The following is a 12773-nucleotide window of genomic DNA, read 5'->3' as shown; positions in this document are numbered from 1 at the left end:
TCTGCTTTTGTAAGAGCGAAGTTGTAATGGAGAGTTAGATATGTCTGCCCTGAAAAAATCAAAAACTGTCAACTTGCGCATTGATCCGGAAGCGCATGACCTCATCGCAAGGGCTGCCGAGGTATGCGGCAAGAGCATCACGGCATTCATGACGGAAGCGTCTGTCTACTCCGCTCAGGAGGAGCTTCTTGACCAGCGTTTCATAGGGGTGTCCTCGGAAGTGTTCGAGGCGGTTGATGATGCGTTGACCGCTCCGGGCAAGGCCCGGGAGGAATTGGTGAAGCTCTTCCAGACGAAAATTGAGTGGATCGACTGACCAATGCCTTACAGAAAGCCATGCCCCATAGCCGACCATCACGTGCTTTCCGACTTTTCATCGGGAAAAGAGTCATTGGATGTATGGCTTAGGGACATGGCTCTCTACAATCAGGCCCAAGGATACTGTCGAACCTTTGTGATTGCCGATGCTGACTATAAAGTTGTCGGCTATCAATCTGTTTGTGCAGGGATGCTCCATCGAAACGATGCGCCGAAAACCGTTAAAGGGAATAAGGCGCCAACAGAAATTCCTGTTGCGCTACTGGCTCGTTTAGCGGTTAGTACCGCACATCAAGGTAACGGTCTGGGAAAGGCGTTGCTGAAGAATGCGCTTATGAGCGTTGTTTCGGCCGCTCAGTTGGTAGCGTTTCGCGCTGTTGTCGTCCACGCCTTAGACGAAGAGGCGGAGAAATTCTACAAGCACCACGGCTTCCAAGAGACAAAGAATATGGAGCGGCGCCTAATACTGCCTGCCAAGGATATTGTGGCGTCGTTAGCGGCGGTTACTGACTGAGCTACTTCACCCTTAAGGCGACCGCGTCCGTGACCCGCGCCCGTTCTCTTCCAGACGCTGCAGTATCTCGCGCACAAGTCGCATATCCGAACTGAGTGCCTTCCGGCATGAACCGGCCGATCCGGCAAGAGCGCCACCGACGCCGGCGCCGAGTGCTTTCGAGATGGCGCCCATTACTGAGCCTCCTTCAGTGCGAGAGAGATGGTCGCGTAGTGCCGTTGCCGCAACGACAAGAGCGTTTGCCGCCGTGACGCTGGTCGGGTCGGCACAGATGACGCGCACGCCATCGTAGGCGGCATTCTCCTTGGCGATGGTCGATGCCTTGATGTTGCCGGAGGCCGATGCAGCGATGAACGATGCGTGCGCTGTTTCAGAGAACGCATGTGGTTTCCTTCGATGTTGGGAGGTTGGTTAGAGGCGTGCTTTGACTTCGGCGCGCATCTTGTCGCCGCATGCTTTGGCGCCGATGACGTTCGGCGCGAACGGGAGCCGGGTGAAATCCCACTTCCCGGCCTGCTTGATGCCCAGGTTCGGCTGAACCTCGGCATGAGAGAGAATGGTCTTCGAGGTGACCGGGATTTTGTAGAACTCGGCCAGGTGGGCAATGACGTCCATGGCGCGATGCCACTGGGTTTCCGTCATCGGGAACTTGCCCGGGTTGAACGGGCTTTCGATGGCTCCGGCCATGCAGGCGAGCGAAACGCCGATCGAGCCGGTGTTGCAGCCCCGCGTATGGGCGGCATAGTCGTCGTCGGCCGTGTTCACGTTGTCGGCGATGGTGTGATCGCCGCGGACCACGGTTCCTGAGCCCTCGACGATGAAGTGATAGTGCTCCTTGTCGAGCTCGGATGCTCGATAGGCGCCGGCACTCCAATGCGCGATGATACGCGACATCTTCACCGGCTGGAGCCATTCCAGCGGTAGGCGGTAGGTCATCTTGAAATTACCTCGCGGTGGGACAGATTGTAGGGAGATTGAAAAGCAACGGGAGGCAGCCATGGATGGTCCCGACAGCTTTGAAATTCAGTGCACCAGCTGCAGCGCACGCGAGCGCCTCAGTTTCCACGACATGGAGACAAGAGAGGTGATCCGGTGTGCCGCCTGCGGGACCGCCCGCAGCATGGAGAAAGAGGATGTTTTGGAGATCTGCCGTGAAGCAGCCAAGATGACGCGGCAACGGCTTTGAAGGGCTCCAAAGACCCCGTCGGTGTGGCAACCCTAAATTAACCCACTTCCCCGCAATCTCTGGTCGGTTGCCATTGTCCCTGCACGTTACAACTGGCACCCGGAACCGCAGCCACCGACCCCGGGGCTGCGGTTTTGCCGTTAAGGCAGGGGCGAAGCCCAGCGCGTAGAGGTCGGTGCGAAAAGCGGTAAAGATCGCCTGCTGCTTTTCGGCTTCGCCGATCTCCCCCGCATTGAACGCCTTCAGGATGCCTGCAAGTACATGCGGCATGGCGTTGCCGAGGCCCGAAATGCAGCCGGCCGCGCCGTTCTGCAGCGCCCAGAGCACGAGGTGGTCGGGGCCGGAATAGACCTCGAAACCGTCGACCTCCTTGGCAACCTGCAGATAGGCCTCCAGCGTCTCCTTTGCACCGCCGGAATCCTTGATACCGGCAATGTTGCCGTGGCCGGCGAGCGTGCGCCGTCGTCATGCGACATGGTGCCCGTTGCAGGTCTGCTTCATCCCACGATGAGCAACGGCCAGTAGGGGACCGAAAAAGCAGAGCGCATCAGGCGCCGGCTGATCTTCGTGGATGATTGTGATCCCCTGGCACGCAGATTTCAGATAGGATAACGGATCGGGACCAGGGATGGCGGAACCGGAGGCTTGCGGTTCCTGTCATCGGCGCTTGCAAAGTCGCGCGACGACCGTCAGGACGCGTCTTGGCCGCGACAAGTGACCTGCGCGCCAACCAATGGGCATGACGAGTTTAAAGTGGGTTCGCAATGACAATGAACACGAAATCCAACGATGCTGCAGCCAATCGCCTCAAGATCGGCTTCGTGCTCGCCCGGTCGTTCACACTCTCGGCCTTCGCTCTCTTCATCGACACGCTCCGGCTGGCGAGCGACGAGCTCGATAAATCGGGCCGCGTGCGTGCCGATTGGCAGGTGCTTGGCAACACGCGCCATCTGATCGCATCCAGCTGCGGGGTACAGGTGGCGCCCACGTCGGACCTCGTCGATCCCGGCCAGTTCGACTACATCGTGATGGTCGGCGGCCTGCTTAAGAACGAGCACCCGATCGACGACGAGACGATCGCTTTCCTGAAGAAGGCAGCCGCGAAGAAAGTGCCGTTGATCGGCCTGTGCACCGGCACCTTCATCCTGGCGGAAGCCGGGCTGATGGCGGGGCACGTCGTTTGCGTGAGCTGGCTCCACTACCAGGCGTTCCGCGAGCGCTTCCCGGATCTGAAGGTTCGCTCGGACCGCCTGTTCAACCTCGACCGCACCCGCGGGTCTTGCGCCGGCGGCAGCAGTGCGGCCGACATGGCCGCCCACATCGTGCGCCTCCACATCAGCAGGGAGGCGGAGCGCAATGCGCTGGAAGTTCTGCAAATCGACAAGGCCCGCTCCCATCTTCATGTACAGCCGAGAAAGCCGCTCGCGATCGAGAGCAACGACCCTCGCTTGAACGCTGCGCTTATCATCATGGAGCAGAATACCGAGAACACGCTTTCGATCCCTGAGCTGGCGGCCTCCGTCGGTCTGTCACGCAGGCAGCTCGAACGCCTGTTCATGGAAAAAGCGAAGATGTCGCCCGCGCACGTCTACAGGAAATTCCGGCTGGATCGCGCCAAGCACCTTCTCGCCCAGACCGATGCCTCGCTCATCGAGATCGCCCTCGAAGTCGGCTTCGAAAGCGCCGGGCATTTCTCCAGGACGTTTGCCAAGACCTTCGGCCAGTCGCCGCGCCAGATGCGCGCGACACTGCCGAAGTGAGCCGGCCACGATAGCCAATCGGCTAGCAACCTCCCCGAACGGACGTAGCCGAATTGCAGGCTCACCTTTTGCCGCAACCGCCTTCAAAATAGCTCGCGATGCGCGCTCGTACACGTCGCATGATCGTGCTGCGAGGGATGAAGTCTATGGGAGTGATGGCGATGGCGGAAACTCGTCTTTTGTCGGAAGAGGCACCGAACGCGAACTCCAATCAGAGCACAGTTGCCGGCGGACATCTCGCACTGGTGCCGACGTGGCTTCCACTCGACATAGCGCCGGCGCAGAACTCCGCCGGAAGCGGCGGCGACGGCACAAGCCTGGGTACGATCGGCAGCAACACGCTGGCAATGTTCACACCGTCGAACGCGGCAATCGCCGGCTCGCACACGGACGCCGATGCGCACCAAGGCAACACCGCACTGATGAATCAGCACGTCACCGAGATGGCGGGCATCGGCGGTGAAGGCGGGAATGGCAATGTTGCCGGCGGCCATGGCGGCGGCAGCGTGGCCGGCAGTGGCGGCGATGGCACCTTTTTCGGCGGCCTCGTCAGCACCGACACCGCGGTGTTTGCGCCTTTGAACCTGGCTGTCGCGGCAGGTCCGGGTTCGACCTCCACGGCCGGACAAACAAACAATGCCGCCTTCCTTCAGGGCGCCACCCAGATCGGCGGTGTTGGCGGCTCCGGCGGGGATCATAACGTTGCCGGCAATACCGCGCCGGCACAGCCGCAGGGCGCGACGTTCATTTTCAATGGCGACGCCTATGCGGGCCATGGCGGCGATGGCACTTTCATTGGCAGCATGGTTGACGTCAACGTCGCGGTCTTCTCGCCCATCAACATTGCTGTCAGCGCCGCCGGCGGCGACGCCCACGCCACGCAGACGAACAACGTGATCTTCGACCAGGGCGGCGTGCAGATCGCCGGCGTCGGCGGCAAGGGTGGCGGCTTCAACCTCTCCTCGGACACAATCTTCACCGGAAGCGGGGTCGCTGGCGGCGGCGGTGACGGCTATTCGAACGGCAGCGCCGTCGACGTCAACATCGGCTACTTCCACCCGATCAACATCGCCGTGCCCGCAGGCGGCACCGCCGAGGCGGACCAGCTCAACCACCTGCTCGTCGACCAGCATACGCTGCAGATCAGCGGCATCGGGGGAGCTGGCGGCGAAGGCAACATCGCTGAGGCCAATGCCGCGCTAATCGACGACGTCCTGCACGGCTGAACCCCCGCATTCCCGCTCAAGCGCAGCAAGCGCGCCCTGGCGCCGCGGATTCATTGCGTTCCGCTGCCATCCCTCACGATCTACTCCCTGAATCGAGCGCCTCCGGGTCCGCCTGACGCCGGCCAAGCTGAAACGCGGGCAGACCCTACCCAAAGGAACGTCTCCGAATGTCCGGCTGGTTCGCCCCGGTGATCACGCGCACCATAGCTTTGCGCTGACCCCCCGCTGCGGCGGTGTGCTGTGGCATCGAACCGTCCAAGACTACGGGGCAACAAGTAGAGGAGCGACGCTATGCCTATTACCTTCGCGACATCAGACACGATTAACCTGACCAATCCCATTGCGGGCGACGCGAATGCAGGTAACGGTGGCGACGGCACCAACTCCGGCGATATCAACTTCAATCCCACTGTCACCGTAGCGCCGACGCAGACCGTCATCGGCTCAATCCCCACTGTCGACAACGGCGATGACGTCGGTCAGGGTGCGGCCTGGGGAACCGGCAGCGCTGACGGCGGCGGCCTTGTCCAGGTGCCGATCGCTGTCCTCGCCTCGCTTACCAACAGCGGTGCTGGCGGCGCCGGCGGCAATCCGACCTCGAGTGGCGATCAGAGCAGCACGAGCGGCGGTAACACCGCAAGCGTAGACGCGAGCACCACTGCCACGCAGACGACGACGTTGCTCGCCGACCAAGGTGCGACGATCATCTCGGGCATGGGCGGTGCCGGCGGCAGCGGCAATGCGGCCCTCGGTGGCGATATTTCCGCCGCTCTGGTTCATTCGAACCCGATCTCGGAAACCACCACGACCACCACCACCACGGCGGTCTCGAATGTTCTCGACAATTTCGACAACACCTTAGGCAACATCAGCGACATCGGTATCTGAGTCGCTCGACAAGGATCGCCGGCCATGGCCGGCGATCCTCTTTTCACCTGTGTCGCGGCGTGCAAGAACGCTACGGGACCTTTGAGTTGCATTTGGCCACGGATCGAGCCCGAGCAAAAGAAGCCTGAAGCAGCCAAGCCGACCGCATCAGCATCGATCATGCCGATCCGATCGAGATCCGATAATGACGACGAATCCGACAGGGGCGCAGCATCCTCCAACCCATCTGGTCCTGGCTCTCAAGGCCTGCACGGGAGCCTTCCTGCTGGTCTTTCTCTATAGCTGCGCCTACAACCTGTTCCTGCTGGCTCCCTCCATTTACCTGTTGCAGATTTACGATCGCGTCCTGTCGAGCCGCAGCGCCGACACGCTGCTCATGCTGACGCTCATCATCGCGGCAGCGGTGTTGGTCGGCTCGATTCTGGATATCGTGCGGCGCGCCGCGCTGTCGCGGATCGGCAGCTGGCTCGATCACCGCTTGCGGCCCGTCGTGCTGACGGCCTGCTTCGAATATGGAGCCCATACCGAAGCGGGCCTCGCCAACGACTGCTACCGGGACCTATCGATCCTGCGCCAGTTCCTCGACGCACCGGCCAGCTCGCTGCTTTTCGACGTTCTCTGGGCGCCAATCTTTCTGCTGCTTCTGTTCCTGGTCCATCCGTTGCTCGGAACCATCGGGCTATTCACCGCGCTCACCTTGCTGCTGCTCGCCATCGCGACGGAATTCTCGACCCGGCAGCCATTGATGAAAGCCAACCTGGCGCTCTCCCGCAGCCACATGCGTTTCGCAACTGCATTGCGGTATATCCAAGTCATCCGCGCGATGAATATGCAAAACGGCGCCGCCCAACTCGTCTATCGCGACGCAGAGACCGCACGACAAGCGCAAGACGAAGCGATGAAGCGCACCGAAACCATTCTCGGGCTCTCGAAATCGGTGCGCATGCTGGCGCAGATCCTGATGATGGGGTCCGCAGCCTGGCTCGTCCTGGAGGAAAGCGGAAACCCCGGCATCATCTTCGTCTCCAGCCTGCTTCTCGGTCGCGGGCTTGCCCCGATCGAGGGCGCGATCGGCGGGTGGCGCGCCGTGGCCTTCGCCTATGCCGCATTCAATCGCATCAACGCGATGCTGATATCGATCGCGTCGCAGGAGAGCGCACGCACGATACCGATGCCCGAAGCGGGCGGGCTCGTGCTTGACCGCGTCGGTTACATGCTTCCTTCGGGCAACCGTCAGATACTGAATGCCGTTACTTTGCGGCTGGCGCCGGGCGATTGTCTTGCGCTGATCGGTCCATCCGGTTCCGGAAAGTCGACGCTTGGCCGCATCATTGCGGGCGTTCAGCCGACGACCTGCGGCAGCGCCCTGCTCGGCGGCGTCGATATTGCCACCCTCCGGCTCGGCGGCGGCATGCGTCATGTCGGCTACCTGCCGCAGGACATCGAACTCTTCGGCGGCGCGGTGAAGGACGTCGTCGGCCGGCTCGACGGAACCGACGTCGGCAAGGTCATCGAAGCGGCAAAGCTTGTCGGGCTGCACGATGCGATCATGCAACTGCCGCAGGGCTACGAGACGGATGTCGGTGATGGCGGCGCGACCCTGCTTCGGGCCCAACGCCAGCAGCTTGGACTGGCGCGCGCGGTTTACGGCAATCCCGCCCTCGTCGTCCTCGACGATCCCAATTCCAGTCTGGACTATGACGGCGAACGCCGATTGTTTGCAGCAATCGCCCGCATGCGCGCCATGGGGATGATGATCATCATCATCACGCACCGCATGGGCATTCTCCCGGTGACCAACAAGATCGCGATCATGCGCAATGGCACGATCGAAGCCTTCGGCGACAGCGACTGGGTCTTCGATACCTATCTGCAGCCACCGGCCCGAGCGGGCACCTGAGGAGGGAGGCGAGAAAACGATGGAGCTCATCAAATCCGACCTGACCCGACGCGGACCGGAAATCGATGGCTACGCCTGCGACGCCAAAGGGATAGCCGGGCCCCAGCCCTCCACAGCGGTCTCCACCCGCCTTCCGGTGACGCTTGCCGAAGCCTCGCCGATGTCGCGGCTGCGCCATGTGGCATGGACGGGAAACCTGCTTATCGGCGTCTTCGTCTTTGGTCTGGGGATCTGGTCGGTTCTCGCCCCGCTCAGCAGCGCCGCGATCGCGTCCGGCGTCGTCGAGACCGAGGCGAACCGCAAGACCATCCAGCATCTCGAAGGCGGGATCGTCAGGCGGATCCTTGTTCGCAACGGCGATTCCGTGTCCGCCGGCCAGGTACTGATCAAGCTCGACGATACGAAGCCGCGTTCGGAACGGGACAGCCTTCGCGGCCAACTTTGGGATGCCGAGGCGCGACAGGCGCGGCTCACCGCCGAGCAGAACGGTTGGGATCACGTCGCCTTCCCCCCCGATCTCGTGGAGCAAGCCGGCAACTACCGGGTGATCCACGATATTCTCGACGGTCAGCAGAATATATTCGATGCCCGCCGCCAGGTGATGCAGTCCGACATCGTGATCACGCAGCAGAAGATCAAGGAAGTGCTAGAGGAAGTCGCCGGACTGAGCGCGCAGAAGGCGTCCCTGATCGAGAGGAGTGCCATTTCACGCCAGGAGCTTGAGACGGTTTCGGCGCTCACCGCGAAGGGTCTCGAACGCAAGAGCCGGGTTCTCATCCTGGCGCGGGAAAGGGCCGACATCGGCGGTCAGATCGGCGAAGTCTCCGCGCGCATATCCCGCGCCCATCAGGTCATCAGCGAGTCACAGTCCTATATCGTCAAGCTGCGCAGCGACCGGCTGAATGAAGTCGCGCTCACGCTGCGCGATACGGAAAATCAGCTGGCGCAACTGCGTGAGCGTTTGAACGCCATCGATGATCAATTGGCGAGAACCGAGATCAGGGCGCCCGACGACGGAGTGATCATGGATCTGCGTGTCCATACGACAGGCGGCGTCATCGGCGCCGGAGAGCCGCTGGCCGACCTCGTGCCGGACGCCGGCGCACTGGTCGTCGCGGCGCGGGTGAAGCCGGAGGATATCGCCCAGGTCCATGCCGGGCTCGAGGCACAGGTTCATCTCATTCCTTACAACCAGCGGCGGGTTCCGCTGTTGAAGGGCACGGTCGCCTATGTGTCCGCCGATCATCTGGTCGACCGGCAAACCGGCCACACCTACTACGCGGCAACGATCCGCGTTACCGATGAGAGGCTAGGCCATATGCCGGGCGTGGAGATGGTACCGGGCATGCCGGTGCGGGCCATGATAGAGACCGGTACGAGCAGCGTGGCGCTTTACGCGCTGCGTCCGTTGCTTGACAGTTTCAACACCGCATTTCGCGAGAACTGAGGCGTGGCGCGCGGAACGCCGTGGGCGTACCAAGTGGGCTCTGTTATCCGGCCCCGCGATCACATGTGCCAGTCGGTTCCCGGAAGGACAGCCGCAATGGGCAAACGTAAGTTCAATGACGACGAAGTCCTGGAGATCCTCAAGGAGCATCAGTACGGTGCGACCGTCGCCGATGTCTGCCACCGGCATGGCATCAGCCAGCCGACTTTCTATCGCTGGCAATCGCTGCAAAGCAGGGGTCCCAACTTCGATGCGGAGCGCGTAAAGGCGCTCGAACTGGAAAATCAGAAGCTCAAGAAGCTACTGGCCGAAGCCATGTTGACGGCCGCAACGCTCAGCGAGATGCTCGAAAAGACATCACGTTGACGACGCTGCTGCCGTTGGTGGCGACGCCATGACCGTTACCGGCGGTTCCCCGGTCTGCCAGCAAGGCGACGACCTCGGTGCGGTTTTGCACCTGCAATTTGCGCATGATGTGCTGCAGATGCATTTTCACCGTATGGTCGGAAAGATTGAGCTTTCCAGCGATCACTTTGTTCGAAGAGCCGCATCGCAACTCCGCGAGCACATCCGCCTCGCGCGGCGTGAAGTCGGCGAGCGCAAACTCGCTTCGATAAGCGCTGATCGGCACCCTTTCGCTATGACGAGCGGCAGCCGTACAATCGGTGAGCGCGGCAAGCGGGTCTGGACAGAAGACGCCGCCGGCAAGGACCAGCCGCAAGCCGGCAAGCGCAAGCTCGATCCGCAAGGACGTCGTGAAGAAGCCGCGAACTCCAAGTTTGAGGACATCGGCAGCGGTCGTCCTGTCGTCCGTGTCCGAGAGCACCGCAACCGGCACGTCCGGAAAGCGCTTGCGGATTTCCGCAAGCTCATCATGCAAGTTGCACCCGCCGTCGTTGCGAGCGCTCAGGTCCAGCACGATTAAACGCACGTCGTAGCCGAGCGCCTGGTCCAGGCTGTCGGTCGAGACCATATCGATAAAATTCCAACCAGAGAGTTCGTATTCGAGAACGGCAACGATGACACTGCGCACCAGCGTCTGGTGTTCTATCACAATCCCGGTCGGCGTACGGTCCTTGCGGCACGGCGTTCCTGAACTGATGGACATGCGTCGCCCCCAGGATTCGTTCGCGACAAGTTGCGGTGCCTAAAATATTTCCGTTCTGATAGTCTGTCATGAGAAAATCAGAATTAATCCGATCGGGCTGCATCAGCAACAGATTGAAAATACTATATATTTCTCGAAGCGCCGATAAAGCTTGTAACATATATTGAGCAGCGAGCCTGAGAACCTCTCGGAAAGAAGGCAGCAACGCGCAACCCTCAGTCAACGTTAACACGCGCGCGCACGCGGGCCGCGTACAATTGCTTGAGCAAAAGCGCTTTGAGTGTCTAGTCGGCCTGACGATTGTCGATATCTTTAAAAACCGAAGGACTGTTGCGTCGGTTCGGGCGCCTGCCCCACATGTATGCCTTCCAGCTCCAGCATGCGGGTCTTGGTGGTGGAACCGCCAGGCGCCGAGAACCCACCGATCTTGCCGCCGGCGGCAAGCACCCGGTGACAGGGGATGATCAGGGACACCGGGTTCTTGGCCATCGCCTGACCGACGTCGCGCGCGACTTCCGGGCCTGCGCCCAGTTCCTTTGCCAGCGCGCCATAGGTGGTCGTCTGCCCCCAGCGCAGCTCGCGGGTCGCAGCATAGATGCGCCGGAAAAGCTCATCCTGCCCTTCCAGATCGACCGCAAAGCCGGTGAAGTCGACCTCCTTGCCATCGAAGTAGCGTTGAACGGCCTCCACTGCCTCCCGGATTTCGGGTGTCGGCTGGGAAGCCTCGGCGGCCGACAGACGCCGCAACAGCAGCCGCTCGGTTGCCTGTGCCGCCCGGGTCGGCAGTTGGAATCGCGTGATGCCCACATCGTTCCAGGCGATGCCGCAGAAGCCGGCCGCAGTCTCGAAGATGAAATAGCGATGTCCTGCCTGGCCCATCCGTATAGCCTCCCTGTGTCTCTACCATCAAAATCGTGCCGGAGGGCTACGAATTCAACCCGTTTCCTGCCTCGGTGGCCGCCGCTTACTGGCTGCTCGACATCAAGCAGACGTCGAGAGCGCAGCCATTTGCGAAAGCTTTACGGTTGTCGGGCAAGGTTCCGCACCAACATCAGGAGACGACGGTGGACATCCTGCATACCCCGACGATCATGCTCAGTTCGTTCGCGACGCTGGTGGTCTTCGCCGTTTTTTTCGGCCTTGCCTGGCGGCAGGAGCGCAAGAGCCTCGAACTGCTTCTGTGGTCCTCGGCCTTCTCCATCGGCGCGGTCGGCTTCGTCCTGCTGACGCTGCGCGGTGATGGCTACAACTTTGTTACCATCTCGCTCGGCAATGCGCTTGCGGTGCTGGCGCTCGCGATGATCTGGCTTGGCCTGCGCGCTTTCGACAATCAGCCGCTGAAGATCGCCTCTGCGCTTTCCGGACCGATCCTCTGGATCGCTGTGACTTACTTCTCCGATTTCTTCCGTGAAAGCGTCACGAGCAGGATCGTTCTCTACTCGGTGCTGATCTTCGCCTATTCGGCCGTGATCGCGCTTGAGATCTTCCGGTCCGACAACTTCCGCAGGCTTCCGAGTTCCTACATCGTCGCCTTCGTCTTCGCCACGCACGGCGTGCTTTATCTCGCGCGCATTCCACTGATCGTGTTGTGGCCGCTCGCCGGCAACACGGCGGCGGGAACGGCACAGCCGCTCTGGTATCAACTTCTGACCTTCGAGCTGTTTCTTCACAGCCTCGCCGGCGGCTTCGCCTTCTTCGCCCTGGTGAAGGAACGAACGCAGCAACGCTACAAACTCGCCTCCGAAACCGACGCATTAACGGGCGTGCCGAACCGTCGCGCTTTCCTCGCGCGGCTTGACGCCCATCTCACCGCAGGCTCGGTGAAAGGGGCGCTACTCTATCTCGACATCGACCACTTCAAGGCCATCAACGATCGTTTTGGGCATGCCGCCGGCGACCAGGTGCTGATCGAATTTGCCGATATCATCTCCAAGGCTGTGCCCGATGACGCTTTCATCGCACGGATCGGCGGAGAGGAATTCTCCGCCTGCCTGCCCCACCCGGACCGTCCGGGCGCGATCGCCATTGCCGAGCGTATCCGCGCCTCGCTCGAAGCGCGCCGGCTTGGCACGGCCAAGGGCGTCCTGTCTGCGACCGTCAGCATCGGCGTCGCCTTCGCCGATGGCCATGAGGATTCGCATGCGCTCATTTCGGCCGCCGATGCGGCGCTCTATGCGGCGAAGACAACCGGCCGAAACGCCGTGTGGTCGATGGATGTAACCGGTGTGCCTCGGTTCTCCGCCGGGCCTGCCACCGGCGGCACTCCAGCGGCGGCGCTGTTTTCGCTGAAATCCTCAAGGGGCGGCTCAGCGCCGAGATCGCCGAACCTCTCCTGATTTTCCCCGTCGTGGGTACCGCACCATGAAGACGGGACCACCCGCATCGGTTTGATACTGTTTACACAACAGAAAAATAGGGATATTTTT

13 protein-coding genes and 1 pseudogene are annotated in these 12773 nt (G+C 61.4%); 10 read left to right on the top strand and 4 right to left on the bottom strand.

Annotated features, from left to right (window positions below; all coding sequences use genetic code 11):
• The first annotated feature begins 40 nt into the window (after positions 1–40).
• Together BLU35_RS07745 and BLU35_RS07740 are read left to right on the top strand one after the other, a co-directional pair.
• Complete coding sequence (locus BLU35_RS07745; RefSeq protein ID WP_093232608.1) at positions 41–316, top strand: type II toxin-antitoxin system TacA family antitoxin; 276 nt, start codon at positions 41–43, stop codon at positions 314–316.
• 96 nt (positions 317–412) lie between these two features.
• Positions 413–832 (top strand): GNAT family N-acetyltransferase, encoded by a 420-nt coding sequence (locus tag BLU35_RS07740; protein WP_286161458.1) that lies wholly within the window; start codon positions 413–415, stop codon positions 830–832.
• A gap of 411 nt (positions 833–1243) precedes the next feature.
• On the opposite strand, the gene BLU35_RS07730 is transcribed toward BLU35_RS07740, so the two are convergent.
• The gene (locus tag BLU35_RS07730; protein ID WP_093232606.1) at positions 1244–1768 is read right to left on the bottom strand and encodes a peptidoglycan recognition protein family protein; all 525 of its coding nucleotides are present in this window, start codon (positions 1766–1768) and stop codon (positions 1244–1246) included.
• 61 nt (positions 1769–1829) lie between these two features.
• Here BLU35_RS07730 and BLU35_RS34870 point away from each other — a divergent pair, with 61 nt between their 5' ends.
• Positions 1830–2018, top strand: a complete 189-nt coding sequence (locus BLU35_RS34870) for a hypothetical protein (protein ID WP_143032898.1) — start codon at positions 1830–1832, stop codon at positions 2016–2018.
• A 132-nt stretch (positions 2019–2150) separates the two neighbouring features.
• Here the strand turns inward: BLU35_RS34870 and BLU35_RS07725 are convergent.
• Positions 2151–2471 (bottom strand): annotated as a pseudogene (locus BLU35_RS07725) (dihydrodipicolinate synthase family protein); the annotation flags it as partial.
• 317 nt (positions 2472–2788) lie between these two features.
• On the opposite strand from BLU35_RS07725, the gene BLU35_RS07720 reads away from it, so the two are divergent.
• The 6 genes from BLU35_RS07720 to BLU35_RS07695 all read left to right on the top strand — a co-directional run bounded on the left by BLU35_RS07720 (position 2789) and on the right by BLU35_RS07695 (position 9605).
• Complete coding sequence (locus tag BLU35_RS07720; protein WP_286161457.1) at positions 2789–3778, top strand: GlxA family transcriptional regulator; 990 nt, start codon at positions 2789–2791, stop codon at positions 3776–3778.
• A gap of 161 nt (positions 3779–3939) precedes the next feature.
• Positions 3940–5004: a hypothetical protein gene (locus BLU35_RS07715; protein ID WP_093232707.1), complete on the top strand. Its 1065-nt coding sequence runs from the start codon at positions 3940–3942 to the stop codon at positions 5002–5004.
• A 291-nt stretch (positions 5005–5295) separates the two neighbouring features.
• Complete coding sequence (locus tag BLU35_RS07710; RefSeq protein WP_058330014.1) at positions 5296–5892, top strand: hypothetical protein; 597 nt, start codon at positions 5296–5298, stop codon at positions 5890–5892.
• 184 nt (positions 5893–6076) lie between these two features.
• A complete protein-coding gene (locus tag BLU35_RS07705) occupies positions 6077–7792 on the top strand; it encodes a type I secretion system permease/ATPase (RefSeq protein ID WP_093232604.1) in 1716 nt (571 codons plus the stop codon).
• A 19-nt stretch (positions 7793–7811) separates the two neighbouring features.
• Entirely contained in the window at positions 7812–9239 is a 1428-nt protein-coding gene (locus BLU35_RS07700; protein WP_093232603.1) for an HlyD family type I secretion periplasmic adaptor subunit, read from the top strand.
• Positions 9240–9335: 96 nt separating this feature from the next.
• A complete protein-coding gene (locus BLU35_RS07695) occupies positions 9336–9605 on the top strand; it encodes a transposase (RefSeq protein ID WP_058322126.1) in 270 nt (89 codons plus the stop codon).
• On the opposite strand, the gene BLU35_RS07690 is transcribed toward BLU35_RS07695, so the two are convergent.
• Positions 9574–10347, bottom strand: a complete 774-nt coding sequence (locus BLU35_RS07690; RefSeq protein ID WP_058322125.1) for a LuxR C-terminal-related transcriptional regulator — start codon at positions 10345–10347, stop codon at positions 9574–9576. The genes BLU35_RS07695 and BLU35_RS07690 overlap by 32 nt on opposite strands.
• 312 nt (positions 10348–10659) lie before the next feature.
• Complete coding sequence (locus tag BLU35_RS07685; protein ID WP_093232601.1) at positions 10660–11226, bottom strand: methylated-DNA--[protein]-cysteine S-methyltransferase; 567 nt, start codon at positions 11224–11226, stop codon at positions 10660–10662.
• A gap of 185 nt (positions 11227–11411) precedes the next feature.
• Between BLU35_RS07685 and BLU35_RS07680 the strand changes: the two genes are divergently transcribed.
• A complete protein-coding gene (locus tag BLU35_RS07680; RefSeq protein WP_143032897.1) occupies positions 11412–12683 on the top strand; it encodes a GGDEF domain-containing protein in 1272 nt (423 codons plus the stop codon).
• The last annotated feature ends 90 nt before the right edge of the window (positions 12684–12773 follow it).

This window comes from Sinorhizobium sp. NFACC03, assembly GCF_900103435.1.
Lineage (GTDB): Bacteria > Pseudomonadota > Alphaproteobacteria > Rhizobiales > Rhizobiaceae > Ensifer.
The sequence above is the reverse complement of the archived record's forward strand: the minus strand, read 5'-3'. Positions and strand labels throughout refer to the sequence as shown.

What these genes read in the sequence shown, in the direction of transcription:
- BLU35_RS07705 (WP_093232604.1), top strand. Translation starts at nt 6,077, where the DNA reads ATGACGACGAATCCGACAGGGGCGCAGCATCCTCCAACCCATCTGGTC.
- BLU35_RS07715 (WP_093232707.1), top strand. Translation starts at nt 3,940, where the DNA reads ATGGCGGAAACTCGTCTTTTGTCGGAAGAGGCACCGAACGCGAACTCC.
- BLU35_RS07700 (WP_093232603.1), top strand. Translation starts at nt 7,812, where the DNA reads ATGGAGCTCATCAAATCCGACCTGACCCGACGCGGACCGGAAATCGAT.
- BLU35_RS07740 (WP_286161458.1), top strand. Translation starts at nt 413, where the DNA reads ATGGCTCTCTACAATCAGGCCCAAGGATACTGTCGAACCTTTGTGATT.
- BLU35_RS34870 (WP_143032898.1), top strand. Translation starts at nt 1,830, where the DNA reads ATGGATGGTCCCGACAGCTTTGAAATTCAGTGCACCAGCTGCAGCGCA.
- BLU35_RS07690 (WP_058322125.1), bottom strand. Translation starts at nt 10,347, where the DNA reads ATGTCCATCAGTTCAGGAACGCCGTGCCGCAAGGACCGTACGCCGACC.
- BLU35_RS07720 (WP_286161457.1), top strand. Translation starts at nt 2,789, where the DNA reads ATGAACACGAAATCCAACGATGCTGCAGCCAATCGCCTCAAGATCGGC.
- BLU35_RS07685 (WP_093232601.1), bottom strand. Translation starts at nt 11,226, where the DNA reads ATGGGCCAGGCAGGACATCGCTATTTCATCTTCGAGACTGCGGCCGGC.
- BLU35_RS07710 (WP_058330014.1), top strand. Translation starts at nt 5,296, where the DNA reads ATGCCTATTACCTTCGCGACATCAGACACGATTAACCTGACCAATCCC.
- BLU35_RS07695 (WP_058322126.1), top strand. Translation starts at nt 9,336, where the DNA reads ATGGGCAAACGTAAGTTCAATGACGACGAAGTCCTGGAGATCCTCAAG.
- BLU35_RS07730 (WP_093232606.1), bottom strand. Translation starts at nt 1,768, where the DNA reads ATGACCTACCGCCTACCGCTGGAATGGCTCCAGCCGGTGAAGATGTCG.
- BLU35_RS07745 (WP_093232608.1), top strand. Translation starts at nt 41, where the DNA reads ATGTCTGCCCTGAAAAAATCAAAAACTGTCAACTTGCGCATTGATCCG.